24 protein-coding genes are annotated in these 21,356 nt (G+C 68.0%); 21 read left to right on the forward strand and 3 right to left on the reverse strand.

Annotated features, from left to right (window positions below; genetic code table 11):
• Window positions 1-58: 58 nt before the first annotated feature.
• Both H9L41_RS09390 and H9L41_RS09395 read left to right on the forward strand, forming a co-directional pair.
• Window positions 59-817 carry an AraC family transcriptional regulator gene (locus H9L41_RS09390; RefSeq protein ID WP_211236883.1) on the forward strand — a complete coding sequence of 253 codons (759 nt, stop codon included), beginning with the start codon at window positions 59-61 and terminating at the stop codon, window positions 815-817.
• 394 nt (window positions 818-1,211) lie between these two features.
• Window positions 1,212-1,394 carry a ribbon-helix-helix protein gene (locus H9L41_RS09395; protein WP_028446701.1) on the forward strand — a complete coding sequence of 61 codons (183 nt, stop codon included), beginning with the start codon at window positions 1,212-1,214 and terminating at the stop codon, window positions 1,392-1,394.
• 110 nt (window positions 1,395-1,504) lie between these two features.
• Here the strand turns inward: H9L41_RS09395 and H9L41_RS09400 are convergent, their stop codons facing one another.
• A complete protein-coding gene (locus H9L41_RS09400; RefSeq protein WP_084300416.1) occupies window positions 1,505-3,256 on the reverse strand; it encodes a SulP family inorganic anion transporter in 1,752 nt (583 codons plus the stop codon).
• 135 nt (window positions 3,257-3,391) lie between these two features.
• Between H9L41_RS09400 and H9L41_RS09405 the strand changes: the two genes are divergently transcribed.
• From H9L41_RS09405 to H9L41_RS09430, 6 genes are all read left to right on the forward strand, one after another.
• Window positions 3,392-3,835 carry a GNAT family N-acetyltransferase gene (locus H9L41_RS09405; RefSeq protein WP_169730194.1) on the forward strand — a complete coding sequence of 148 codons (444 nt, stop codon included), beginning with the start codon at window positions 3,392-3,394 and terminating at the stop codon, window positions 3,833-3,835.
• Window positions 3,836-3,837: 2 nt separating this feature from the next.
• Complete coding sequence (locus H9L41_RS09410) at window positions 3,838-4,656, forward strand: spermine/spermidine synthase domain-containing protein (RefSeq protein ID WP_051319107.1); 819 nt, start codon at window positions 3,838-3,840, stop codon at window positions 4,654-4,656.
• 21 nt (window positions 4,657-4,677) lie between these two features.
• A complete protein-coding gene (locus tag H9L41_RS09415; protein ID WP_028446702.1) occupies window positions 4,678-5,433 on the forward strand; it encodes a YoaK family protein in 756 nt (251 codons plus the stop codon).
• A gap of 92 nt (window positions 5,434-5,525) precedes the next feature.
• Window positions 5,526-5,690 (forward strand): DUF2970 domain-containing protein, encoded by a 165-nt coding sequence (locus H9L41_RS09420; RefSeq protein WP_169730195.1) that lies wholly within the window; start codon window positions 5,526-5,528, stop codon window positions 5,688-5,690.
• Window positions 5,691-5,787: 97 nt separating this feature from the next.
• Entirely contained in the window at window positions 5,788-6,030 is a 243-nt protein-coding gene (locus H9L41_RS09425) for a zinc/iron-chelating domain-containing protein (protein WP_245589227.1), read from the forward strand.
• A 36-nt stretch (window positions 6,031-6,066) separates the two neighbouring features.
• Window positions 6,067-6,405 (forward strand): zinc ribbon domain-containing protein YjdM, encoded by a 339-nt coding sequence (locus H9L41_RS09430; protein WP_028446705.1) that lies wholly within the window; start codon window positions 6,067-6,069, stop codon window positions 6,403-6,405.
• 181 nt (window positions 6,406-6,586) lie between these two features.
• On the opposite strand, the gene H9L41_RS09435 is transcribed toward H9L41_RS09430, so the two are convergent.
• A complete protein-coding gene (locus H9L41_RS09435; RefSeq protein ID WP_187523772.1) occupies window positions 6,587-8,788 on the reverse strand; it encodes a hypothetical protein in 2,202 nt (733 codons plus the stop codon).
• 11 nt (window positions 8,789-8,799) lie between these two features.
• Window positions 8,800-9,717, reverse strand: a complete 918-nt coding sequence (locus H9L41_RS09440; RefSeq protein ID WP_187523773.1) for a hypothetical protein — start codon at window positions 9,715-9,717, stop codon at window positions 8,800-8,802.
• A gap of 615 nt (window positions 9,718-10,332) precedes the next feature.
• On the opposite strand from H9L41_RS09440, the gene H9L41_RS09445 reads away from it, so the two are divergent.
• The 13 genes from H9L41_RS09445 to tadA all read left to right on the forward strand — a co-directional run bounded on the left by H9L41_RS09445 (window position 10,333) and on the right by tadA (window position 21,181).
• Window positions 10,333-10,980 (forward strand): paraquat-inducible protein A, encoded by a 648-nt coding sequence (locus H9L41_RS09445; RefSeq protein WP_187523774.1) that lies wholly within the window; start codon window positions 10,333-10,335, stop codon window positions 10,978-10,980.
• A complete protein-coding gene (locus H9L41_RS09450) occupies window positions 10,974-11,645 on the forward strand; it encodes a paraquat-inducible protein A (protein ID WP_187523775.1) in 672 nt (223 codons plus the stop codon). Before H9L41_RS09445 ends, H9L41_RS09450 begins: the two co-directional genes overlap by 7 nt.
• Entirely contained in the window at window positions 11,638-12,501 is an 864-nt protein-coding gene (locus H9L41_RS24515) for a PqiB family protein (protein ID WP_265583978.1), read from the forward strand. Before H9L41_RS09450 ends, H9L41_RS24515 begins: the two co-directional genes overlap by 8 nt.
• Window positions 12,498-13,268, forward strand: coding sequence for an MlaD family protein (locus tag H9L41_RS24520; protein ID WP_265584031.1), 771 nt, complete (start codon window positions 12,498-12,500; stop codon window positions 13,266-13,268). Before H9L41_RS24515 ends, H9L41_RS24520 begins: the two co-directional genes overlap by 4 nt.
• Complete coding sequence (locus H9L41_RS09460; RefSeq protein WP_187523776.1) at window positions 13,265-13,495, forward strand: hypothetical protein; 231 nt, start codon at window positions 13,265-13,267, stop codon at window positions 13,493-13,495. Before H9L41_RS24520 ends, H9L41_RS09460 begins: the two co-directional genes overlap by 4 nt.
• Window positions 13,453-13,917, forward strand: coding sequence for a PqiC family protein (locus tag H9L41_RS09465; RefSeq protein WP_187523777.1), 465 nt, complete (start codon window positions 13,453-13,455; stop codon window positions 13,915-13,917). Before H9L41_RS09460 ends, H9L41_RS09465 begins: the two co-directional genes overlap by 43 nt.
• 191 nt (window positions 13,918-14,108) lie before the next feature.
• A complete protein-coding gene (locus H9L41_RS09470; protein ID WP_028446710.1) occupies window positions 14,109-14,948 on the forward strand; it encodes a universal stress protein in 840 nt (279 codons plus the stop codon).
• Window positions 14,949-15,039: 91 nt separating this feature from the next.
• On the forward strand, window positions 15,040-15,762 hold the full coding sequence (locus tag H9L41_RS09475; protein ID WP_157462013.1) for a hypothetical protein: 723 nt from the start codon (window positions 15,040-15,042) through the stop codon (window positions 15,760-15,762).
• Complete coding sequence (locus H9L41_RS09480; protein ID WP_028446711.1) at window positions 15,759-16,058, forward strand: helix-hairpin-helix domain-containing protein; 300 nt, start codon at window positions 15,759-15,761, stop codon at window positions 16,056-16,058. Before H9L41_RS09475 ends, H9L41_RS09480 begins: the two co-directional genes overlap by 4 nt.
• Window positions 16,059-16,122: 64 nt before the next feature.
• Entirely contained in the window at window positions 16,123-16,998 is an 876-nt protein-coding gene (locus H9L41_RS09485; RefSeq protein ID WP_028446712.1) for an NAD kinase, read from the forward strand.
• A gap of 376 nt (window positions 16,999-17,374) precedes the next feature.
• Window positions 17,375-19,033, forward strand: coding sequence for a DNA repair protein RecN (recN, locus tag H9L41_RS09490; RefSeq protein ID WP_028446713.1), 1,659 nt, complete (start codon window positions 17,375-17,377; stop codon window positions 19,031-19,033).
• Between the two features lie 453 nt (window positions 19,034-19,486).
• Entirely contained in the window at window positions 19,487-20,434 is a 948-nt protein-coding gene (locus H9L41_RS09495) for an ABC transporter substrate-binding protein (protein ID WP_028446714.1), read from the forward strand.
• A gap of 246 nt (window positions 20,435-20,680) precedes the next feature.
• The gene (tadA, locus tag H9L41_RS09500; protein ID WP_028446715.1) at window positions 20,681-21,181 is read left to right on the forward strand and encodes a tRNA adenosine(34) deaminase TadA; all 501 of its coding nucleotides are present in this window, start codon (window positions 20,681-20,683) and stop codon (window positions 21,179-21,181) included.
• Window positions 21,182-21,356 lie beyond the last annotated feature (175 nt).

Raw genomic sequence — 21,356 nt, forward strand, 5'->3', positions numbered from 1 at the left:
CGGCAAATCGCCGCCGGCCGCGCTGCCCGGTCCGGCAGCACCCCTGGAGCCGCCTCTCGTGGAGCCCGTTCTCAAGGCCTGGCGCGACGATTTCATCGCCGCGCTGGCGCAGCCCCTGTTCGTCGAAGCGCTGTTCGACCGCATGCCCGACATGGTCTTTTCGGTGAAGGACCGCGAGGGCCGCTACGTCACCATGTCCGAGGCCTGTGCCGACCGCTGCGGCCTGGCGAACAAGCGCGAGGCGGTCGGCCGCACCGCGCACGAGTTGTTTCCGCAACACATGGCCGACCGCTACGCCGAGCAGGACGAGCAGCTGTTCCGCACCGGCCAGCCGGTGGTCGACAACCTCGACCTGACGCTGTTCAACAACCGCAAGCCCGGCTGGTGCCTGAGCAACAAGACCCCGCTCTACGACCGCCAGGGCCGCATCGTCGGCCTGGCCTGCCTGTCGCGCGACCTGATCGAACCGAGCCGCGCCGGCATCGTCGACGCGCCGATGGCGGCCACCGTCGACCTGATGCTGGCGCGCTACGCCGAACCGTTGCGGGTCGAGGCGCTGGCCGAGCTGGCCGGCGTGTCGCTGGCGCGCTTCGAGCGGCGCATGAAGAAGATCTTCCAGCTCTCGGCCGGCCAATTCATCATCAAGACCCGCATCGATTCGGCCGCGGCGAGGCTCGCCCACACCGACGAGCCGATCGCCGACATCGCGCTAGCCTGCGGCTTCTGCGACCAGAGCGCGCTGTCCAAGCAGTTCCGCCAGCTCACCGGCATGACGCCGCGCGAGTACCGGCAGTGGGCGCGGCGGGGGCCGGGGTAGGGCGCGGCGCATCGGTCTTGCCTCGCCCGCAGTGCGCAGGATGGACGGCGAGAACGCCGCCGGGCTTGAAGCCGCGGCGCCGGGCGAGCGGCCAGCCCGCGGCGCCGAGCTCCGCCGCGGCCGGTCGCCGTGAACCGGTGCATGCCGATCGCTTCGACCGCGCGCCCGACCTGCCGCGGGTCGATCACGCGCGTATCCGGCTGTCAGGCGGGAGCGGGCGGGTGGCGGGCACGCGTTCGACCGGCGCTACCTGCCGCTCGCGATCGGGCATCGGCTGACCAGGTCGCGCCATGCGCAAACCGGCGGCATGGCCGGACCGGCCGCCCGCACGGCCGCGCCGCCAGCAGGGCGCGCACATATAATGCGACTTTCAGACACATATTGATGGCTCGCCATGGAAAACAAGACCGCACGGCTGACGATCTTGATCGACCCGCACAAGAAGCGGGCGTTCGAGGAGCTTTGCGCGTCCCAGGATCTGACGCCGTCCCAGGTGGTCCGGCAGTTGATCCGCGACTACCTGGCCGCCCATGGCGTCGACTATCCCAGCAAGGCTGCCGCCGCGAAACGGGCTTAGGGACGCGGGCGGAACCCGGCGAAGCGGTTCCGGCTAGGCGCGCGAGCGCAGGCGGTACATGGGTGCGGCAAGCTCGTGCGACGACGCCGGAAGGGTTTCGCTGGCGGCGCTTAGTTTCGCTTCTCGTCGTGGTCGCCATGCCGGGCATGACCGAAGTAGGCCTTGCTGACTTCCAGCCACTTGCCGATGGTGGTGGTGGCCGCCAACGGCGGTGATTCCGCCAGGCGGCGGCCCGCTTCCGCCAGCGCCAGGGCGAAGTCCTGCACATAGTTTTCGGCGCCTAGCTCGCCGAGCACCCCAGCCTTCCCGAGCTTGGCCATGACCCGGTGATTGGCCTCGCAGACCAGTACCGTCACCCCTTTATCCCGCAGCTCCTGGATGACGTCCACCAGGCTCTGGAGGGCGGTCATGTCGATGAAGGGAACCTTGCGGAGCCGCAGGATCAGTACGCCCTGGGCGTCCAGCGATCGCAGCAGGGCATGTTCGAAGGTTCCGACCGCCCCGAAGAACAAGGGACCGGCAATTTCGTAGACCAGCGCCCCCTTGGGCAACTGGGTCCAGCCCAGCTCCGCCAGCTCGTGCTTCAGGTCGGTGCCGGTCATGTGCTGCACCTCGACGCTTTCCACCATGCGGCGCATGAAGTGCAGGATGGCCAGGATGACTCCGATGTTCACGGCCACGACCAGATCGACCAATACCGTCAAGGCGAACGTGATCAGCAGGATCGCCGCATCCGCGCGCGGAGCGTGAAGCAGGACATGCTTGAAGCGGTGCAGCTCGCTCATGTTGTACGCCACCACGAACAGGATCGCGGCCAGCGTCGCCAGGGGGATGAAGGCCGCGTAAGGCGCCGCGACGAGCAAGACGACCGTCAGCGTCAGCACATGCGCTACGCCCGCCAATGGGCTGTTGCCGCCATGGCGAATCGAGGTGGCCGTGCGCGCGATGGCACCCGTCGCCGCGAATCCGCCGAACAGGGGAACGATGACGTTGGCGATGCCCTGGCCGATCAATTCCTGATTCGAATCGTGCCTGGTGCCGGTCATGCCGTCGGCGACGACGGCGGAGAGCAAGGACTCCATCGCGCCCAGCATGGCGACGGTGAAGGCCGGCCCCACCAGCTGGATGATCAGCGCCGGGTTCAGGCTGGGCGGCGAATATGCGGGCAGGCCGCTGGGGATGCCGCCATAGGCGCTGCCGATGGTGGCGACCCCGGGCAGCGGGAACCACCATTGCCACAGCGTGGTGACGACCAGCGCCACCAGCGGGCCGGGCACTTGGCCGAGTCCGGGGACGCGCTTGGAATACAGCGTGAGGATCAGGCTCAGCACCCCGATGGCTGCGGTGCCGACATGGAGATGGGGCAGCGCCAGCAGGGAGCTGGCCAGGCGATCGTGGAAGTGCGGTCCGCCGACCCCGGCCAGACCCAGGAAGTCCTTCCATTGGCCCACCCAGATGATGACGGCAATGCCGGTGGTGAAGCCGATGATGACCGGGGAGGGGATGAAGCGGATGACGGCGCCCATCCGGACCGCGCCCATGACGATCAGCATCAGCCCCGCCATCAGGGTGGCCAGCTGGAGTCCTTCGATACCGTACTGCGCGGTGATGCCCGACAGGATGGCGACGAATGCCCCGGTCGGCCCGGCGATCTGGACACGGCTGCCGCCGAGCAGGGAGACCGCCAAGCCGCCGATGATGGCCGTGTAGATACCCTGCTCCGGCCGGGCGCCGGACGCGATGGCGAAGGCCATGGCGAGCGGCAAGGCCACGACGCCGACGATCAGGCCGGCGACGATGTTGCCCGCCCATTTCCCCTTGCCGAACAGGCCCGCGCGTTTGGCTTCAAGAACGCTGATCACGGCATGCCTTTCGTCCAATGCCTAAGCGCATTCTAGATGCATTCCCTTAGCCTTACAGGTGATTTGCATTATCATATGATTAACATGCTGCGCACATGTCGAGGCGCGCGATGAACTGCGAGAATGAGGATCGGGATGGCCAAAGGGGTGCAATTGCGTTTGATGGCGGCGAGCGATTGGGAGGCCTGCCGCGCGCTTTGCGGCGCGGGTTTCGGGGGCGCCCAGTGCGAGCTGCCGTCGCAGGACGTGCTGAAACGCTTCCTGGCCCGCAATCCCTTCATGAGCTGGGTGGCGTGCGACGAGGCCGCGCGCGTCGTCGGCTGCGTGCTCTGCGGTACCGACGCTTGGCGCGGCTATCTGTACCACTTGGTGGTGGAATCCGCATTCCGGCGGCGAGGCATCGGTGAACTGCTGCTCGGGCGGGCGATGGGCGGCTTGCAGAAGTTCGGGATCCAGAAAGCCCTGATCCTGTCCCCGCGAGGCAATCCGGATATGGAGCTGCTGCTGCTCGAGCGGGGCTGGCGCCGCGGCGACGACGTGACGGTCTATGTCGCCGACTTGAGTGTCCCGGCCACCTGAGCATGAACCAGGACGACCATGTGACCCGGTTCATCGATTGGATACTGGCGGGGACCGATCGCCCTGAAAAACCGTTCGTGATGGAATTCGACGGCACGCTGAGCCTGCATTTCGAGCCCTCCATCGTGCAAAGTCAGATGAATCTCGAAACGCCCGACCTCCTGGTGCTCAACTACACCCAGGCGATGATGGGCTTCCTGCTGCTGCAGCCCGCTCCCGCGCGGATGTGCCAGATCGGGTTGGGCGGCGGCTCCCTGGCGAAATTCTGCTATCGCTATCTGCCGGGAACCGACCTGGACGTCGTCGAGATCAACCCCGACGTGATCGCGCTGCGGGATCGCTTCCGCGTTCCCAAGGACGACGCGCGCTTCCGCGTGGTGCCAGGCGATGGCGCCGAGCATGTCGAATCCATGCGGGACCGCTACGACACCTTGCTGGTGGACGGATTCACGGAGCATGGCCTGCCGACGGCCTTGAGCACGCGGGCCTTCTATCAAGGCTGTCACGACGCGCTGTGCACGGGCGGCGTCCTGGTCGTCAACCTGGCGGCGGGGGACGGCATGCCGGCACACCTCATCGACCGGATACACCGGGTCTTCCGGGGCCAGATCGCGGTTGTCCAGGCCGAGGATTCCTGGAACGTGGTGGTGTTCGCCATGAAAGACCGGCCTATCCGGCAAGCCTGGCGGCAGCTGTCGCGGCGTGCCGATGCGCTGGCGGCCAGGATGCCTGTCGACCTCCATCCCGTCGCCGCGTCGCTGGTCTCGTATTTCCGGAGCGGAGCCTGTCGCAACGACGACCTACCTGCTTCGTCCGCCTAGGCAGCAGGAGACGAAGCAGACATGCCGCTCGGGTACTTGAGGCGCCTGACCACTCATCAACGCGATTTCACCGCGGATCGCCACCTGGGCTACGCCCTCGCCTTCGTTGCGGGGGCGACCAACGCCGGGGGTTTCCTGGCAGTCGGGCAATACACCTCGCACATGACGGGCATCGCATCCCTGATGGCCGACGCGGCGGCCTTGGGACAACTGTCCATGGCGGCGGTGGCGCTCGCGTCGCTGGTGACCTTTGTCCTTGGGGCGGCCACGACCGCGTTGCTGACCAACTGGGCCAGCCGACGGCGGCTTCAGAGCAAATATGCGCTCAGCCTGCTGCTCGAGGCGCTGTTGCTCCTGCTGTTCGGCGTGGCCGGGAGTTATCTCGCCACCGTACGAGACCTGGTGGCGCCCATGACCGTCCTGTTGCTCTGCTTCATCATGGGTTTGCAGAATGCCGTGATCACCAAGATATCCGGAGCCACGATACGGACCACGCACATCACCGGCATCGTCACGGACATCGGCATCGAGCTGGGCAAGCTCCTGTATTTCAACCGTCGCACCGGGCCTGGCTTGCAGGCAGTCCGCGCCAATCGCGCCAAGCTGAGGCTCCATGGCCTGCTGTTGCTGAACTTCACCGCCGGGGGCGTGACCGGCGCCGTGGGCTTCAAGCAATTCGGCTTCATCGCCACCGTCCCATTGGCCTTGGGATTGGCGCTGCTGGCGGTCATGCCGGTGCTGGACGACCTGGCGGCGATCGCGCGGCGGCGCAGATGAACGCCGGCGCGATGATATTGACCCGTTCCTCCCGCTCAGGCCTTCCCATGCCCACATTGACGCATCACCTCCGCCGAACCGCTCGAGCCTTCATGACCGTGCTGTGCATGTTCACCGGCATTGGGCGTGGCAAGCACTACCGGAACCCTGACCAGGGTTTGACGCTCAAGCATTTCGTGATGGGCGGGATCGCCGCCGCGCTGATGCTGATTGGCGGCTTGATCCTGCTGGTACGCTGGATTGCCGCCGATGCATAGCGAGCGGATACGTTTCTACCGGTCGCGCATACCGACCTTCGCCTGCCAGCCGGGCTGCCATGACTGCTGCGGGCCGGTATTGGCCTCGACGACCGAAGTGGCGAGGTTGCCGGAGGTGAGCGCCATGCGGCGCGCCCGCGCCGAGCGGTCCTGGTCCTGCCCTTACCTGGGCAAGGACGGTTGCACCGTCTATCCGGATCGTCCCCTGATATGCCGGCTCTTCGGCACGACGCCGCGCCTGCGCTGCCCCAATGGCTGCGCGCCGGAGGCGCCCGTCGCGTCGGCGCTGGAGGCGGACATCGAAGCCTTCATGCGTCGCGTGCGCCACGTGCTGATCTGATCTGGCGACCATCCCATTCACTCAAGAGAGGCCCCCATGACATACCCCGACTGTCCGCGATGCGGATCCAGCTTGACCTACGAGGATGGCGATCTGTACGTCTGCCCGGAATGCGCGCACGAATGGCCGCGTGACGCGCCGGCCGAGGTCGCCGCCGAGGTCAGGCTTGTCCGCGACTCGAACGGGAACGTGCTCCAGGATGGCGACACCGTGGTGGTCATCAAGGACTTGAAGGTCAAAGGCGCGTCATCGACGCTGAAGGTGGGAACCAAGGTCAAGAACATCCGGCTGGTCGAGGGTGACCATGATATCGATTGCAAGATCGAGGGCTTTGGCGCGATGCAACTGAAATCCGAGTTTGTAAGGAAGGCCTAGCTGGCAGGCTGGCGTGTAGCTCCGCCAGCCAACCGCGAGGTGGGCAAAACCTTTCTTCTTCTTGTCGGTTGAAAAGAAAAGACGGCACCCGGGTCGAGATCGATCGATCCTGATCGATCCTGATCGGTCATGGCTGCCCGGGTGCCGTTCGCGGCCGAAGCCGCCCTCCGCCTCGGCGACCTTAGCGGCGCCGGGTCTCGCCGCCGCCGGTCACCGTCAGCTTGTGCGCGCCGATCACTTCGAACGCATCCTTGACCTGCTGCTTGTCGACTTCCAGGCGCACCCAGTAGTCGCCCGGCTGGCTGCCGGCCACGATCGGCGGAATCCCGACGGTGCCGACATGACCTTCGTCGCTGCGGGAAACGACCTGGTACCGGACCGCTTCTTCGCCGGCGATCAGGAAGTGCGGCGATTGCGTGTCGCCCAGCGCGACAGGGGCGTTGCCCACCGCCTTGTTCAGCGTCAGCGTGGCCTGGATGCCGCCCACCGGCGTGCCGTTCATGTGGATGATGAATTCGCCCATGTCCGGCAACGCTTCCGTCACCTTGGCCGTGAACGCATGGTTGGGCGAATCCGCCTCATTGGCCCGGGCGGCCGGGTCCGGCTCGAGCACATGCGCCGTCAGCTGGATTTCCACCAGGTCGTTTTCGAGGATATACGCCCGGATGCCGACGGCGCCCGCGACCGGGCCGGCGACGATGGGCGGCAGGATCGTGCGGCCGTTGCCGTCGAACTGGCCGGTGAATCGCTTGCTTTGCTTGGCGGGGTGCTCCGTATCGTGGAAATAGCTGCCGGTATCGCCGGTCAGCACGCACTCGATGTCCTTGCCCGGAAGGGGCAGCGGCTTCCTGCTTCTCGCTCCGCCTTCCCACAGCTGCACTGCGATGCGCTTGACGAAACGCTGCCCGACGGCCGCCCACTGCCGGTCCGCATCGGTGCCCTCGACCTGGGTCAGGCTCGCGATGACCAGTTCGGCCTCGACGCTCATGGACTGATCGATCTCGTACATGACCAGGGCACCGAGCCCCAGCGCCATCGGCGGACTGGTGTGCCAGGCCTTGAGGATGTAGTTGGCCTTGATCTCCGCGATCCCGAAGCCGATCCGGCTGCCCTTGACGAACCATCGGCCGGAGGTGGGGACGGGTTCGACCCGGTTCATCGAGTCGGCCCATACCACGGCCGATCCGGGCGGCGTGACCTTGCCATCCAGCTTGACGAGATCGACCGGGGCCGGTTCACCGCGCTTGCGCAGATGCGCCAGGACCACGCACAGGCCCTTGCCGGCATAGCTTTCGAGCTGGTCGAGATGGAGTGTCTGCTCCGTCGTCGCGAGCCGCGTGCCGTTGACCGTCCAATACTCGACTTCGCAGCCGTCGATCGAGGGGAGGATGTACAGGCTGGGGGTGCCTGCCGGCGAATACCTGACCTCTCCCCAGTTGAACGGCACCGCGTCGAATTCCAGCCGGATGAAGCGGGCGGCGATGACCTGGTCTTCGCCCGAACTTCTGAAGCAGCCGTCTGCCTCGGCAAGCGGCCGGCCGTCGAGTTGCCAGCCGAGGCTGGCATAGCCGTCGCTTGTCGCCGCGCCGGCGAGCTGGGCTAATTCCACGTCGGTGCCGCGTTCGATCCCATCCCAGCGCCCACCCGGCTCCAGCGTCCGGTCTTCAGGCCCGTCCGCGAGATGGCAGCGTACCCTGACGCCGCGGGTCACGGCCTCGGGCGGCACGATCTGGAGCGTCACGCTGCCCTGCTTGGCCGGCAGCATCTCGAAATGGGCTTTCGCCGTGTGCGCCCGGTCCATGGTCAGCGTGACCGTAGGTTCGGTCGTGGCCGATTTCTCGTCGCCGTCGATGATCCAGCGGCCGAACGTGCTGCGGTCGGCGAACGGCACCGCCGTCAGCGTCACCTTGCCGTTCGCGGCATGGGGGCCCAATTCGTCCGGAATGATCCGGCCGGCCAGGAGCCTGGTGCTACGCGATGCGCCGACCTCCAGCTTCAGGTCGACATGATCGCCGCCATCGGCGGCGTAGCGCCGGGCGACCACCTTGGTGGTCAGCCGCAACAGCCTGGCGGTGTCCGCCTCGAACAACTGCCCGACCGCGACGCCGGTCGGATGGCCTCCGTAGCGAATCTCCGGGGAGGAATAGTGCAGGATGGGCGTGCCGTACCCCATCACGGTCACCACCTCGTCGCCCGCACCCTGAAGTCGGTAACCGCGCGCCCAGCCATAGCTTGCATCGACGAGTACCGAACCGTTGCGCGAGCTGGTGGTCTGCCGGTCATGCCATGCCCCCAGCAGATGCCCCAGCTCATGGCTGAACACGGCGTTGGGGGAACCGCCGACCTGGGAATCCCCTTTCGAATCCAACAGTGCGATCGTCATCAGCGCCGACGTCAGCGAATCCGTATCGCTGTCGGGGGCTGGGGCAGGAAGGCCAGTCCGCCTATCGAGGTCCGGTTTTCCGACAGCAGGATGGCGACGCAATGCGCCTTTTCCTGCCGCCGCAGCTGTACGATGGCTGCGGCGGAGATATTTTTCTTTTCGTCCGCGTCTATCACCGCTTGCATGGCCTTCTCGACGTCCATGCCGTCGAGTTCGGCCAGATCGAGCGAGTGGCAGACGATCTCGACGGTGGCAGCGATATTCGAATTCGCAAAAGCCGTGTCCGTCGCCATCTTGGCTTCATGCATCAGCAATTCGATCTTTTGCTTGCCGCTCAGGGTCGAGCCGCCCCATGCGTTTTTCCCGACGGCATCGGCGGTACGCGGCGAATAAATGGCGAGTACCTTGATATTGGCCACGGCCTCCGCTTCTTCACCCTGCTCATAAGAAACGGCTTGCTGCGGCACACGCCGAAAACGCAGGGTATCGGGCAGGCGAAAACCGGCCGACGGCGCATGGCAGGTCTTGCATTCGGCCGGGCCGGCGGCCCGGTCGAGCGCCCGGATCCGCACCCGGCCAGGGCCTGCCGGTGCGAGTGCGTAGCGGAGGCCATCGATCACCGCGCTGCCCGATACCAGTGGCCCGGCACTGCCGGCGAGTCCGGATATGGCCAGCAGTGCGTGATCGCCTGCCTGCTCACCATACCAACTACCGCCGTTCCGGTCCGATTGCGCACGGCGGGTGTCCAGCGCCACGCCGACATGGTCGAACAGGTTGAAGAGGAGACCGCCCTTGGCCGCTGGATCGTTTGGATTCAATTCCCGCAGCAGGAGCGCTGCATCGAGATCGGCGAAGCGTTCCGGCATGCCGCCGTGGAGCGTATGGGCAATATCGACGGAAAACAGGTTTTCCAATTTGGAGTGAGCCATGGTTTTTCTTTCATCTATTGTTTTTGAAAAAAGCGGCACCTGGATCGATGTCGATCGATCTTGATCAATTCAATTCAATTCAATTGAATGCAGGGATACCTATCGCGGCGATACGGACGACTCATCCTCCCGGGTCGCCGATCGGCCGGAATGGATCGCTTCTCGCTGGAGTTGGCTTAGGCCGTGCTGGAGGTCATTCATTTATCATTGCCGGCGCATCCTTCTTGGTCTTCTTATGGGCTTCAATCATTCGCCGTCGATACGGGCCGATGCAATAGCGATGCGACGGACTAGGCGGCGCCGCGACCAGCCAAGACGAAATGCGATGGACAATCGCGCCGGTATGCGTGCGGTCCCGTTTCCATGCATGTGCCGTCGCCTCGGCGGTCAAGCGGGGAATTCGTCTACGCTGATCACTGACCGCAGCAGCCTGAGCCGTATTCGGCCGCCGTGCCGGAACTTATGGGCACTTCCAGAAACCTACTTTCGGAATCCTGCGCAACGAAAAATCAACGGGTTGCGATGAGCGAAGTGTCAGGATTCGAGGTTTCTGGAAGTCCCCTTATGGCTGGCGCCGCTCGCCTGCTGATCAACCCCCTACGCGAGGCGCCTGCCGTGAGCCAGCCGTCCCCTGTCGCCGCAACCTGCCCGCCGCCCGCGCGGCAGCTGATGGCTTGCCCGGACTGCGACCTGCTGCAGCAGGTGCGCTGCGATGCCGGCCCGCAGTTGCAGCGCTGCGGCCGCTGCGGCGCCGAACTATGCAACCGCAGCCCCGGCAGCATCGGCCGCACGCTGGCGCTGCTGCTCACCGCGGTCATCCTGTTCATGATCGGCAACGGCTTTCCCATCGTCGGCATGGAACTGCAGGGCGTGCGCAGCGCGGTCAGCCTGCCCGGCGCGGTGCTGGCGCTGTGGCAGCAGGGCGAGCACGCGGTGGCCGGCGCGGTGCTGCTCACCGCCATCGTGGCGCCGGGCGCCATGCTGGCCGCACTGCTGTGGCTGTTCCTGCCGCTGGCGCTGGGCCGGGCGGCGCCCGGCGCGCGGATCACGCTGCGGCTGGTCCACCTGCTGCGGCCCTGGGGCATGATCGAAGTGTTCCTGCTCGGCACCCTGGTGGCGGCGGTCAAGCTGGCCGGCTACGCCAGCGTCCATCCGGGGCCGGCGCTGTGGTCGCTGGCCGCCATGCTGCCGGTGCTGGCCGCCATGTTCACCAGCTTCCGCGCCGACGACGTCTGGGCCGCGCTGGAGCAGGCGCCATGCTGAGCGGACCGGTCGCCGCCCGCCACGGCTTGGCCGGCTGCCGCGTCTGCGGCCTCTTGGCGCGATTGCCCGGCGGCCACGGCCGCTGCCCGCGCTGCGGCAGCCGGTTGCACCTGCGCAAGCCGGCCAGCCTGTCGCGCTGCTGGGCCTTCCTGCTCACCGCCGCCGGCTGCTACCTGCCGGCCAACCTGCTGCCGGTGATGCATACCGGCGCCTTCACCGGCGACCAGGACGACACCATCCTGAGCGGCGTGGCCTATCTGTGGACCAGCGGCTCCTGGCCGCTCGGCGCGCTGGTGTTCGTCGCCAGCATCGTGGTGCCGCTGCTCAAGATGCTGGCGCTGCTGCTGCTCCTGCTGGCCGTGCACCGCGGCCTGCGCTGGCAGCCGATGCAGCGGCTCAAGCTGTATCGGCTGCTCGAGTTCGTCGGCCGCTGGTCGATGCTCGACATCTACGTCGTCACCCTGCTGGCCGGGCTGGTGCAGGTGCAGGGCTTCGCCACCGTGGCGGCCGGACCCGGCGCGGCCGCCTTCGGCGCGGTGGTGGTGTGCACCATGCTCGCCTCGCAGAGCTTCGACCCGCGCCTGATCTGGGATTCGATGCCGCTGGCGGAAGAACCGGCGGGGCCGGCCACCCCGATCGGCGATGGAGACGCGCGCCATGGCTGAAGCCGCTCCGCCGCCGCTGCCGCCCGAGATCCCCGAGGCCGTGCCGGCGCGCCAGGGCCGGCTCACGCTGCACCTGGTCTGGGTGCTGCCCTTGGTGGCGGCCGCCATCGGCGGCTGGCTGGCGCTGCAGGCCTGGCTGGCGCGCGGGCCGGAGGTGGTGATCCGCTTCCAGTCGGCCGAGGGCATCGAGGTCGGCAAGACCCGCATCAAGTACAAGAACGTCGACATCGGCCTGGTCAAGCGGCTCGAACTGTCGGCCGACCGCAGCCGGGTGCTGGTGCACGCCGAGATCGACCGCGACGCCGCCGCCATGCTGGTCGACGACACCCGCTTCTGGGTGGTGCGGCCGCGGGTGGCGGTCGGCAGCATCTCGGGCCTGAGCACGCTGCTGTCGGGCTCCTACATCGGCATGGACGTCGGCAAGTCGGCCAACGAGCGGCGCGAATTCGAAGGCGCCGAAGTGCCGCCGGTGGTCACTGCCGGCCTGCCGGGCCGCCAGTACATCCTGCGCAGCGAGCAGCTCGGTTCGCTCGACATCGGCTCGCCGGTCTACTACCGCCGCATCGAGGTCGGCCATGTCGTCGCCTACGCGCTCGACCAGGACGGGCAGGGCATCACCGTGCAGGTGTTCATCAACGCCCCTACCAGCGCTACGTCACCAGCAACGTGCGCTTCTGGCAGGCCAGCGGGCTCGACGTCACGCTCGACGCCACCGGCTTCAAGGTCGACACCCAGTCGCTCGCCACCATCGTCGCCGGCGGCATCGCCTTCGAGGCGCCGCCGGCCCAGCCGACCGGGCCGCAGGTCAAGGAGAACACCGTGTTCCAGCTGGCCGATGACCGCGTGCTGGCGATGAAGGACCCGGACCGCGCGGCGCAGCGCTATCGCGTCTATTTCGAGGAATCGCTGCGCGGGTTGTCGGTCGGCGCGCCGATCGACCTGCGCGGGCTGCCGTTGGGCGAGGTCAGGTCGTTCGGCCTCGAATACGATGCGGCGCGCCGGCGCTACCGCTTCCCGGTCGAGATCGCGCTCTACCCCGAGCGGCTGCACGCCCAGGCACGCGGCACGCTGCCCGGCGGCGAGGACGGCGCGGCCTTGCTCGACGACATGGTGGCCAAGGGCCTGCGCGCCCAGTTGCGCAGCGGCAACCTCTTGACCGGCCAGATGCACGTCGCGCTCGACTTCTTTCCCAAGGCGCCGGCCGCCGCGGTCGACCGCTCGGGCACGCCCTGGGTGCTGCCGTCGACGCCGGGCAGCCTGGGCCAGTTGCAGGATTCGGTCGCCAATATCGTCAAGAAGGTCGAGCGCATCCCGTTCGAGGAGCTGGCCGGCGAGCTGCGCCGCGCGCTGGGCGACCTCGACGGCGCGATCAAGGACGCCGGCGGCCTGATCCGCCGGCTCGACCGCGACCTGGCGCCGCCGGCCGCCGCCGCGCTGCAGCAGGCCGAGCGCACGCTGCAGTCGGCCGAGCGGGTGCTGGCGCAGGACGCGCCGCTGCAGCAGGACCTGCGCGGCACGCTGGGCGAGGTGAAGCGCGCCGCCGATTCGCTGCGCAACCTGACCGATTACCTCGAGCGCCATCCCGAATCGCTGCTGCGCGGCAAGCCGGAGGACCCGAAATGAAAGCCGCCGCCCTGGCCGCCTGCGGCCTGGCCCTCGTGCTGGCCGCCTGCGGCACGCCGCCGCGCGAGCGCTTCTACACCTTGATGCCGGACGACGCACCGGTGCCGGCGACGCAGGCGGCCGCGCCGCCGCTTCCCGCCGTGCCGCCGTCCGCCGGCCAGCCCCCGCGCCACGCCGCCCCGCTTTGCAGCCCCCCGCTTTGCAGCGGGTGGCGCTCGGGCCGCTGACGCTGCCCGAATCGCTGCGCCGGCCGCAGCTGGTGATGCGGCTGGGCGAGCGGCTCGAGGTCTACGAGCAGCGGCGCTGGATCCAGCCGCTCGACGCCGAGATCGCCGACGCGCTGGCCGAGCGGCTCGGCCGCCGGCTGGCGGCGCCGGTCGCCACCTTGCGCCAGGCGGCCGCTGCCGGCGCGACGCGGCGCATCGCGCTCGACGTGCGCCGCTTCGAATCGACGCCGGCGATGGCCTCGCTCGACGTGCTGTGGAGCATCGCCGACGGCCTGGGCAAGCGACTCGCCGATGGCCGCACCGAGGCGCGCCAGCCGTGCGCCGATGGCGGCGAGGCGGCGCTGATCGCGGCCCACGGCGCCAATCTCGACCGGCTGGCGGCCGAGCTGGCGCAGGCGCTGGCGACCCTGCCGGCCGAATGAGGTACGGCGTCCGCGCCGTTCCCCAGACCCGCCGAGCGCAGCGGAATCCGCCGGGCGCCGTTGCCGTGCGATCGCGCTTCGCCGCGCCCGACCTGCCCGCCGCGCACGAACCACGACCTTGATCCCGATCAAGGGCGCTCCCCGCCATGACGCGTACAAGGTGGACATCAACCCACCCGGAGGAAGCGATCATGGCTTACAAGAACATCCTGGTGCACGTCGGCAGCGACGCGCGCTCCATCGTCCGCATCGACCACGCCATCGCGCTGGCGCGCCGGTTCGATGCCCACCTGACCGGCCTGTTCGTCGCGCCGCGGCCGGCGCTGCCGTTCGGCCTCGACGGCGTGGCCAGCGTCGACATCTACCCGATGCTGGAGGAACACCTGCAGGGCCTGGCCGAGCGCGCCCGCGCGACGTTCGAGCGCCAGGTGCAGCGCCAGGACGCGGTCCAGTACGAATGGCGCAGCCAGATCGGCGATCCGGTCGACGCGATCAGCCTCAACGCGCGCTACCACGACCTGGTGGTGCTGGGCCAGGACGATCCGTCGCGACCGGTCGACGGCCTGCCGCCCGGCTTCGCCGGCTCGGTCGCGCTCGGCGCCGGCCGGCCGGTGCTGGTGCTGCCGCATTCGGGCGATTTCGCCAGCCTGGGCCAGCGCGTGCTGCTGGCCTGGAACGGCCGGCCCGAGGCGACGCGCGCGCTGACCGACGCGCTGCCGCTGCTGCAGCGCGCCAGCCGGGTGATCGTGCTGGTGGTCAATGCCGACAGCGAGCCGGGCAGCCACGGCCAGGCGCCGGGCTCCGACATCGCGCTCTACCTGGCCCGCCACGGCGTGCACGCCGAGGTGCTGAACCAGACCGTGTTCGGCGTCGACGCCGGCAGCGTGCTGCTGTCGAGCGCGGCCGACCTCGAGGTCGACCTGCTGGTGATGGGCGCCTATGGCCATTCGCGGCTGCTCGAACGCATCCTCGGCGGCACCACCCAGGTGCTGCTCGATTCGATGACGGTGCCGGTGCTGATGTCGCATTGAAATCGGCGGAGCTATTTCGGCAGAGACTTCGGAATCCGCCATAGTCTCTGCTTATACTTCGACAGGCACAGGCTCGGAATAGAGTTCCGGCTTGCTGCACCGGGTGGTAGTTTCCTATCAGGAAGTCGACGATTTGGCAGTGATGCGAGAACCCACTGAAGCTGGCTTAGCGGAACTGACCGAAAAATACTTGCTGGCCGAGATGGCCCAGGCATGGTCGCACTATCGACACCTCGAAGAGACTCGGACTAAATATCTATCCTTCTTCGCCACTGTGGTGCTTACCGCTGCAGGTTTTCTCGTAACTTTGATCAAAGATGCTGGAAGATTTGATCCAACGCATTTTATCGGCGCTACATCGGTTTTTTGTCTTCTGCTCTTTGGGTTTTCTTTCTTCATTTTGGCCAATATCGCCCGGATCGGATTCGTATTGGCGGCTTACGATGCCATTATTGGTGAAGCTAGGCAGTTCATGCTGGGTGCCGATAGCCCTGCCTGCCGCTTGTGGAGCGTGCGAGAGAGAATTCCCCCTTTAGTGAGCACAGGCATCTTCGGCATACAAGCTGCCGCAATCGCTATCGTACAGATAGTTTGCTTACTGCTAGCGGGCGTGGAGGGTTATATGGGCTGGCTGGTGCTATCCGGCCGGGTCAATGCGCCGCGGTGGCAGGGTTGGATCATGGTTGCGCTCGTTCTTGCCGCGCTCCTGCTAATGCTTGCTTTCTCTATGCGCTTGAATCGCGCACGGGCAATCGGGCTCAAAGGCGCGGTTCTACCCGCCTCTGCCGCTTCATCGGTTTCCAATACATCATGAGCCCGCACAAAGTCGACCGCGCCCACCTCGAAAACCTGACCGACCTGCCCAATATCGGTAAAGCCTCGGCCGAGGATTTGCGCCTGCTCGGCGTCGACCGGCCGGCCCAGCTGGCCGGCCGCGATCCGTTCGAACTCTACTGGCAGCTGTGCGACCTGACCGGCCAGCGCCACGACCCCTGCGTGATCGATGTCTTCATGTCGGTGACCTCCTTCATGGACGGCGGGCCGGCGCGGCCGTGGTGGGATTTCACCGACGAGCGCAAGCGGCGGCTGGCCGGCGACGGGCTGCCGTGATGCCCGCCGCTGTTCCGCGGAGCGGGCCTAACGGCGCGCGCCGGCCTGTGGTTAAATCGCCGCCATGAGCACGCTCTTCAAGAAAGTCGCGCTGGTCGCCCGGCGCAACAGCCCGAACATCGGCGATCCGCTGCGCCGCCTGGCTACGCTGCTGCGGGCGCTCGACTGCGCGATCATCCTCGATGCCGACACCGCCGGCGAACATCCGATCGCCGACGTGCAGATCGTGCCGCCCGAGCAGGTCGGCAAGGTCGCCGACCTGGTGATCGTGCTCGGCGGCGACGGCACCATGCTGTCGATCGCGCGGCTGGTGGCGCCGTACCGCATCCCGCTGGTCGGCATCAACCAGGGCCGGCTCGGCTTCATGACCGACATCGCCAACCACGACATCGAGACGGTGATCCCGCGCATCCTCGACGGCGATTTCGTGCCCGAGGAGCGCATGCTGCTGGCGGCCAAGGTGATCCGCGACGAGCGCGAGGTGCACGGCGCGCTGGCCTTCAACGACGTGGTGTTCAGCCGCGGCTCGCTCGGCTCGATGATCGAGTTCGAGATCTTCATCGACGACCAGTTCGTCTACAGCCAGCGCTCGGATGGCCTGATCGTCAGCACCCCGACCGGCTCGACCGCCTACTCGCTGGCCTCGGGCGGGCCGATCCTGCATCCCACCGTGCCGGCCATCGCGCTGGTGCCGATCTGCCCGCAGACCATGAGTGCGCGGCCGATCGCGGTGAACGACGCTTCCACGGTCGAGTTCATGCTCACCCGCGGCTCGGAGGTGAAGGTGCACTTCGACGGCCAGTCGCACTTCGACATCCGCGAGATGGACCGCGTCACCATCAAGCGCTACCGCAATTCGCTGCGCATCCTGCATCCGGTCGGGTACAACTACTACGACATGCTGCGGCACAAGCTCCACTGGGGGGAGCGCCTATTCTGACCTGATTGCCCTGGCGATCGCTCTGCGTTCGGTACAGGCCCCCGGCAAAGCCGGGGGCTTGCGTTTCGAGCGGGCTCGGGCAGCGGCGCCCCTTGATTCATTCCTACTCCCCCGCCGCCACCGGGCCTCGGTGAAGTCGACTTCACCGGGTGGTCCAGAGGGGGCTCGCTGGCGCTCGTCAGCACCCCGTAGGAGCGGCTTCAGCCGCGAATGCTGGATGTGATACGAACGACGATTCGCGGCTGAAGCCGCTCCTACGGGCATCTTTCGCGGTGGCGGATTGCCGACGGACCCGCCGCCATCCCGCACGCGCCATCCGTCATCCGCCGCGAATCCGGTAAAGTGCTGCGCTGATTTTCACCCTCCTTCCCAGGCCATGCTGCTGTCCCTCCACCTGCGCGATTTCGTCATCGTCGACGAGCTCGACCTGAGCTTCGGTCCCGGTTTCACTGTCCTCAGCGGCGAGACCGGCGCCGGCAAGTCCATCCTGATCGATGCGCTGTCGCTGCTGCTCGGCCAGCGGGCCGAGGCCGGCGTGGTGCGGCATGGCGCCGAGCGCACCGAGCTGTCGGCCGAGTTCGCGCTGGCCGGCCGCGACGCGCTGGCGCAGCGGCTGCGGGACTGGGCGCTTGATGGCGACGACGAGGTGCTGCTGCTGCGCCGCACGCTCGATGCCGGCGGCCGCTCGCGCGCCTTCGTCAACGGCCGGCCGGCCACGCTGGCGCAGCTGCGCGAGATCGGCGAGACGCTGGTCGACATCCACGGCCAGCATGCCCACCAGTCGCTGATGCGGGCCGAGGCGCAGCGCGAGCTGCTCGACGCCTACGCCGGCCAGGCCGAGCCGGCGCGGCGGGTCAGGGCGGCCTTCCAGGCCTGGAAGGCCGCCGAGGACAAGCTGGCCCAGGCCAGCCGCCATGCCGGCGAATACGCCGCCGAACGCGAGCGGCTGCAGTGGCAGATCGAGGAGCTGGCCGCGCTGCGGCCGGCGCCGGCCGAATGGGCCGAGCTGCAGAACGAGCACGGCCGGCTCAGCCACGCCGCCAGCCTGATCGAAGGCGGCCGCCAGGCGCTGGCGGCGCTCAGCGACGACGAGCCCAGCGCGCAGTCGGCGCTGGCCGCCGTGCAGTCGCGGCTGGCCGACCTGGCGCGCCACGACACCGGCCTGAACGAGGTGGTCGAACTGCTGGCCGCGGCCGACGCGAACCTGTCCGAAGCGGTGCACGCGCTGCGCCACTACGCCGACCGGGTCGAGCTCGATCCGGCCCGGCTCGGCGAGGTCGAGCGGCGCATGGACGACATCTACCGGCTGGCGCGCAAATACCGCATCGAACCCGATCAGCTGGCCGACAAGCTGGCCGGCTGGCAGGCGCGGCTGGACGAGCTCGGCGGCGACGAGGGCATCGAGTCGCTCGAGGCCGCGGTGAAGTCGGCCGAAGCGAGCTACCGCAAGCTCGCCGGCCAGCTCGGCCGCGCGCGCCGCAAGGCGGCCGAGGCGCTCGGCCGGGCGGTCAGCGGCGAGATGCAGGCGATGGCGATGGCCGGCAGCCGGTTCGAGATCGCGCTGCTGCCGCTCGACGCGCCGGCGGCTTTCGGTCTCGAGCAGGTCGAGTTCCAGGTGGCGCCGCACGCGTCGGCGCCGGCGCGCTCGCTGGCCCGCGTGGCGTCCGGCGGCGAACTGTCGCGCATCAGCCTGGCGCTGCAGGTGGTGACCAGCCAGGTGGCGGCGGTGCCCACGCTGATCTTCGACGAGGTCGACGTCGGCATCGGCGGCCGCGTCGCCGAGATCGTCGGCAAGCTCTTGAAGAAGCTCGGCGAACGCCACCAGGTGCTGTGCGTCACCCACCTGCCGCAGGTGGCGGCCAGCGGCGACCGCCAGTACCAGGTCAGCAAGGTGCAGACCGCCGAACGCATCGTCAGCAGCATCGCCGCGCTCGACGAGGCCGGCCGGGTCGAGGAGATCGCCCGCATGCTCGGCGGCGTCGACATCACCGATACCACGCGCCGCCATGCGCGCGAGATGCTGGGCTACGCATAGCCCTGATGGCGCTAGCCCCAATGGCGCGGCCGGCGCCGCTGCCGTTCAATGGCGGCGGTCCCGGGCCGCTCCCGGCCGGCGCAAGGCCTGGCCGGACCGGTATCGGGGCGCTTCATCATAAGTAACCGCTTATCCGTTTTGCCGTACCGGCGGGCGGGTGCAATATATTCTTGCGTTGGATAAATGCCGTCGGCCCGTCATCATGCGGCGATACGGTCGTGCTTGCGGCCCCGCTGGGAATGTCGCGAAAGCCGCACCGGGACTGGCGTTCAGGCGCCACAGCAGGCGCCGTGCGCTGGCCGGGCACGGGATGCCAATGTAATCTCCGCATAGCGGTCGCGGCCCGGCCGGCGCCTTGGCGCCGCCGATGGACGACCGGTCACGATAACGAGGCGAAGGGAGAAAACCACTATGCAGTGGAATGTGATTCGGCGTTGTATCGCAGTGGTCGCCATGCTGGCATGCGCTATCGGCCTGGCCGAGGCCAAGCCGATCCGGGTCGGCTACCTGCCCGACATCGGTTTTTCGCCGCTCGACGTGGCGCAGGCGCAGGGCTTCTGGAAGGAGCTGGGCATCGAGGTCCAGCTCACCCCGTTCAACGACAGCGCGGCTCAGGCCAAGGCGCTGACCGAGGGCGACATCGACCTGGCCGGCGACCTGACCGGCAATTTCGTCGGCTGGGCGATGGGCGGGGCGTCGATCAAGCTGACCGCCGAGACCCACGCCTCCAACGGCAGCGTCAAGATCGTCAGCCGCGCCGGCGATGTGCAGAAGGGCCAGGCGGTCGGCATCGGCGCCGAGCAAGTCGGCGCGCTGTTCCTGCTGGGCCGCTACCTCAACGCCAAGGGCATGCAGCTGTCCGACGTCAAGCTGCAGGAAGGCCCGGCCGACAAGCAGCTGGCCGGCTTCCGCAAGGGCCAGCCGACCATGGTGGTGCTGTCCGACCCCGCCGCCAACGCGGCGCGGCGCGAGGGCACCGTGGTGGCCGACAGCGCGACCTATCCGGGCATGGTCACGGTCGGCTTCGCCGCCAGCAAGAGCGCGCTGGCCGCCATCCCCGAGGACCAGTGGGTGAAGTTCTACAAGGGCTGGCTCAAGGCGGTGAGCTGGGTGCGCAGCGGCAACTTCAAGTGGGCCGACTACCGCGGCGCGCTCGATCCCAAGATCTACGCCGCCACGCTGGCCGACGGCGACGCGGCGGCGATGGACATGTTCAACAGCGTCAAATTCCCCAGCGTGGCCGAGGGCGTCAAGCGCCACGGCCAGCTCGGCGGGCTCGAGTACCATGTCCGCGCGGTACTGCGCTTCATGCGCGAGAGCGGGCTGGCCAAGGGCGAGCCGGAGGCGCGCACGCTGATCCAGTCGAGCGCCTTCGAGAAGGCGCTGGCCGCTTCGCGGTAGAGCCGGTATGGGCTTGGCCCCATTGCGATGAACGCAGTCCGCAGTTCAGGCACCCGGCAAAGCCGGGCGCTTGCCGACCGCGAAATCTCCGCCACCGGCTCGTCCGATCTCTTCCTGCTTCCCCCGCCCTCGCCGCCGCGAGGGGCCTCGCTGCGCTCGTAAGCGGCGGGCTCGACCATTGCATACAATCACGGCGGCTTCGCGACAGCCCCTGGTGATGAGTTATCTTCCAAACAATTGCACCCCATGTCTGATCACAGCGATTTCATGCGTCTTGCCCTGGCCGAAGCGGCGCGCGCCGGTGCGGCCGGCGAGGTGCCGGTCGGCGCGGTGCTGGTCCGCGAGGGCAGGGTGCTGGCCAGCGGCTTCAACCAGCCGATCGGCCTGTCGGACCCGTCGGCCCATGCCGAGATGCGCGCGCTGCGCGCGGCCGCGGCGGCGCTGGGCAACTACCGGCTGCCGGGCTGCGAGCTGTACGTGACGCTGGAGCCTTGCGCCATGTGCGCCGGCGCGATCCTGCACGCGCGGCTGGCGCGGGTGGTGTACGCCGCCGCCGATCCCAAGACCGGTGCGGCCGGCGGCGTGTTCGACCTGTTCGGCTACGGCCAGCTCAATCACCAGACCGAGGTGGTCGGCGGCGTGCTGGCCGACGAGGCCGGCCAGCTGCTGCGCGATTTCTTCGCCGAACGGCGCCGCGCGGCCAAGGCGGCGCGCGCGGCGGCGGGCGAGGGCGGCACGGTGGACTAGCCACGGCGCTGGCGATCGGCCCGGCCGGTTTCGGCCCGCATGGTTTTCGCAGGCGCGGCTTCGGCCGCGAATCGTCGAGCCGGCCACGATTGTCATTCGCGGCTGAAGCCGCCCCTGCAAAATGCCGTGGCCACGGCGATGGTTAGCCGCCGCCTATGGCGCTGCCGGGCGCGTC

It is taken from the genome of Chitinimonas koreensis (assembly GCF_014353015.1).
In the GTDB taxonomy this organism is placed as follows: domain Bacteria; phylum Pseudomonadota; class Gammaproteobacteria; order Burkholderiales; family Chitinimonadaceae; genus Chitinimonas; species Chitinimonas koreensis.

Bases quoted from the DNA above. Each gene is read 5' to 3' on its own strand.
- tadA (WP_028446715.1), top strand. From the start codon at position 20,681: ATGTCTGATCACAGCGATTTCATGCGTCTTGCCCTGGCCGAAGCGGCG.
- H9L41_RS09405 (WP_169730194.1), top strand. From the start codon at position 3,392: ATGGCCAAAGGGGTGCAATTGCGTTTGATGGCGGCGAGCGATTGGGAG.
- H9L41_RS09495 (WP_028446714.1), top strand. From the start codon at position 19,487: ATGCTGGCATGCGCTATCGGCCTGGCCGAGGCCAAGCCGATCCGGGTC.
- H9L41_RS09410 (WP_051319107.1), top strand. From the start codon at position 3,838: ATGAACCAGGACGACCATGTGACCCGGTTCATCGATTGGATACTGGCG.
- H9L41_RS24515 (WP_265583978.1), top strand. From the start codon at position 11,638: ATGGCTGAAGCCGCTCCGCCGCCGCTGCCGCCCGAGATCCCCGAGGCC.
- H9L41_RS09420 (WP_169730195.1), top strand. From the start codon at position 5,526: ATGACCGTGCTGTGCATGTTCACCGGCATTGGGCGTGGCAAGCACTAC.
- H9L41_RS09470 (WP_028446710.1), top strand. From the start codon at position 14,109: ATGGCTTACAAGAACATCCTGGTGCACGTCGGCAGCGACGCGCGCTCC.
- H9L41_RS09485 (WP_028446712.1), top strand. From the start codon at position 16,123: ATGAGCACGCTCTTCAAGAAAGTCGCGCTGGTCGCCCGGCGCAACAGC.
- H9L41_RS09450 (WP_187523775.1), top strand. From the start codon at position 10,974: ATGCTGAGCGGACCGGTCGCCGCCCGCCACGGCTTGGCCGGCTGCCGC.
- H9L41_RS09430 (WP_028446705.1), top strand. From the start codon at position 6,067: ATGACATACCCCGACTGTCCGCGATGCGGATCCAGCTTGACCTACGAG.
- H9L41_RS09435 (WP_187523772.1), bottom strand. From the start codon at position 8,788: ATGACGATCGCACTGTTGGATTCGAAAGGGGATTCCCAGGTCGGCGGT.
- H9L41_RS09460 (WP_187523776.1), top strand. From the start codon at position 13,265: ATGAAAGCCGCCGCCCTGGCCGCCTGCGGCCTGGCCCTCGTGCTGGCC.
- H9L41_RS09415 (WP_028446702.1), top strand. From the start codon at position 4,678: ATGCCGCTCGGGTACTTGAGGCGCCTGACCACTCATCAACGCGATTTC.
- H9L41_RS09480 (WP_028446711.1), top strand. From the start codon at position 15,759: ATGAGCCCGCACAAAGTCGACCGCGCCCACCTCGAAAACCTGACCGAC.
- H9L41_RS09395 (WP_028446701.1), top strand. From the start codon at position 1,212: ATGGAAAACAAGACCGCACGGCTGACGATCTTGATCGACCCGCACAAG.
- H9L41_RS24520 (WP_265584031.1), top strand. From the start codon at position 12,498: ATGAAGGACCCGGACCGCGCGGCGCAGCGCTATCGCGTCTATTTCGAG.
- recN (WP_028446713.1), top strand. From the start codon at position 17,375: ATGCTGCTGTCCCTCCACCTGCGCGATTTCGTCATCGTCGACGAGCTC.
- H9L41_RS09440 (WP_187523773.1), bottom strand. From the start codon at position 9,717: ATGGCTCACTCCAAATTGGAAAACCTGTTTTCCGTCGATATTGCCCAT.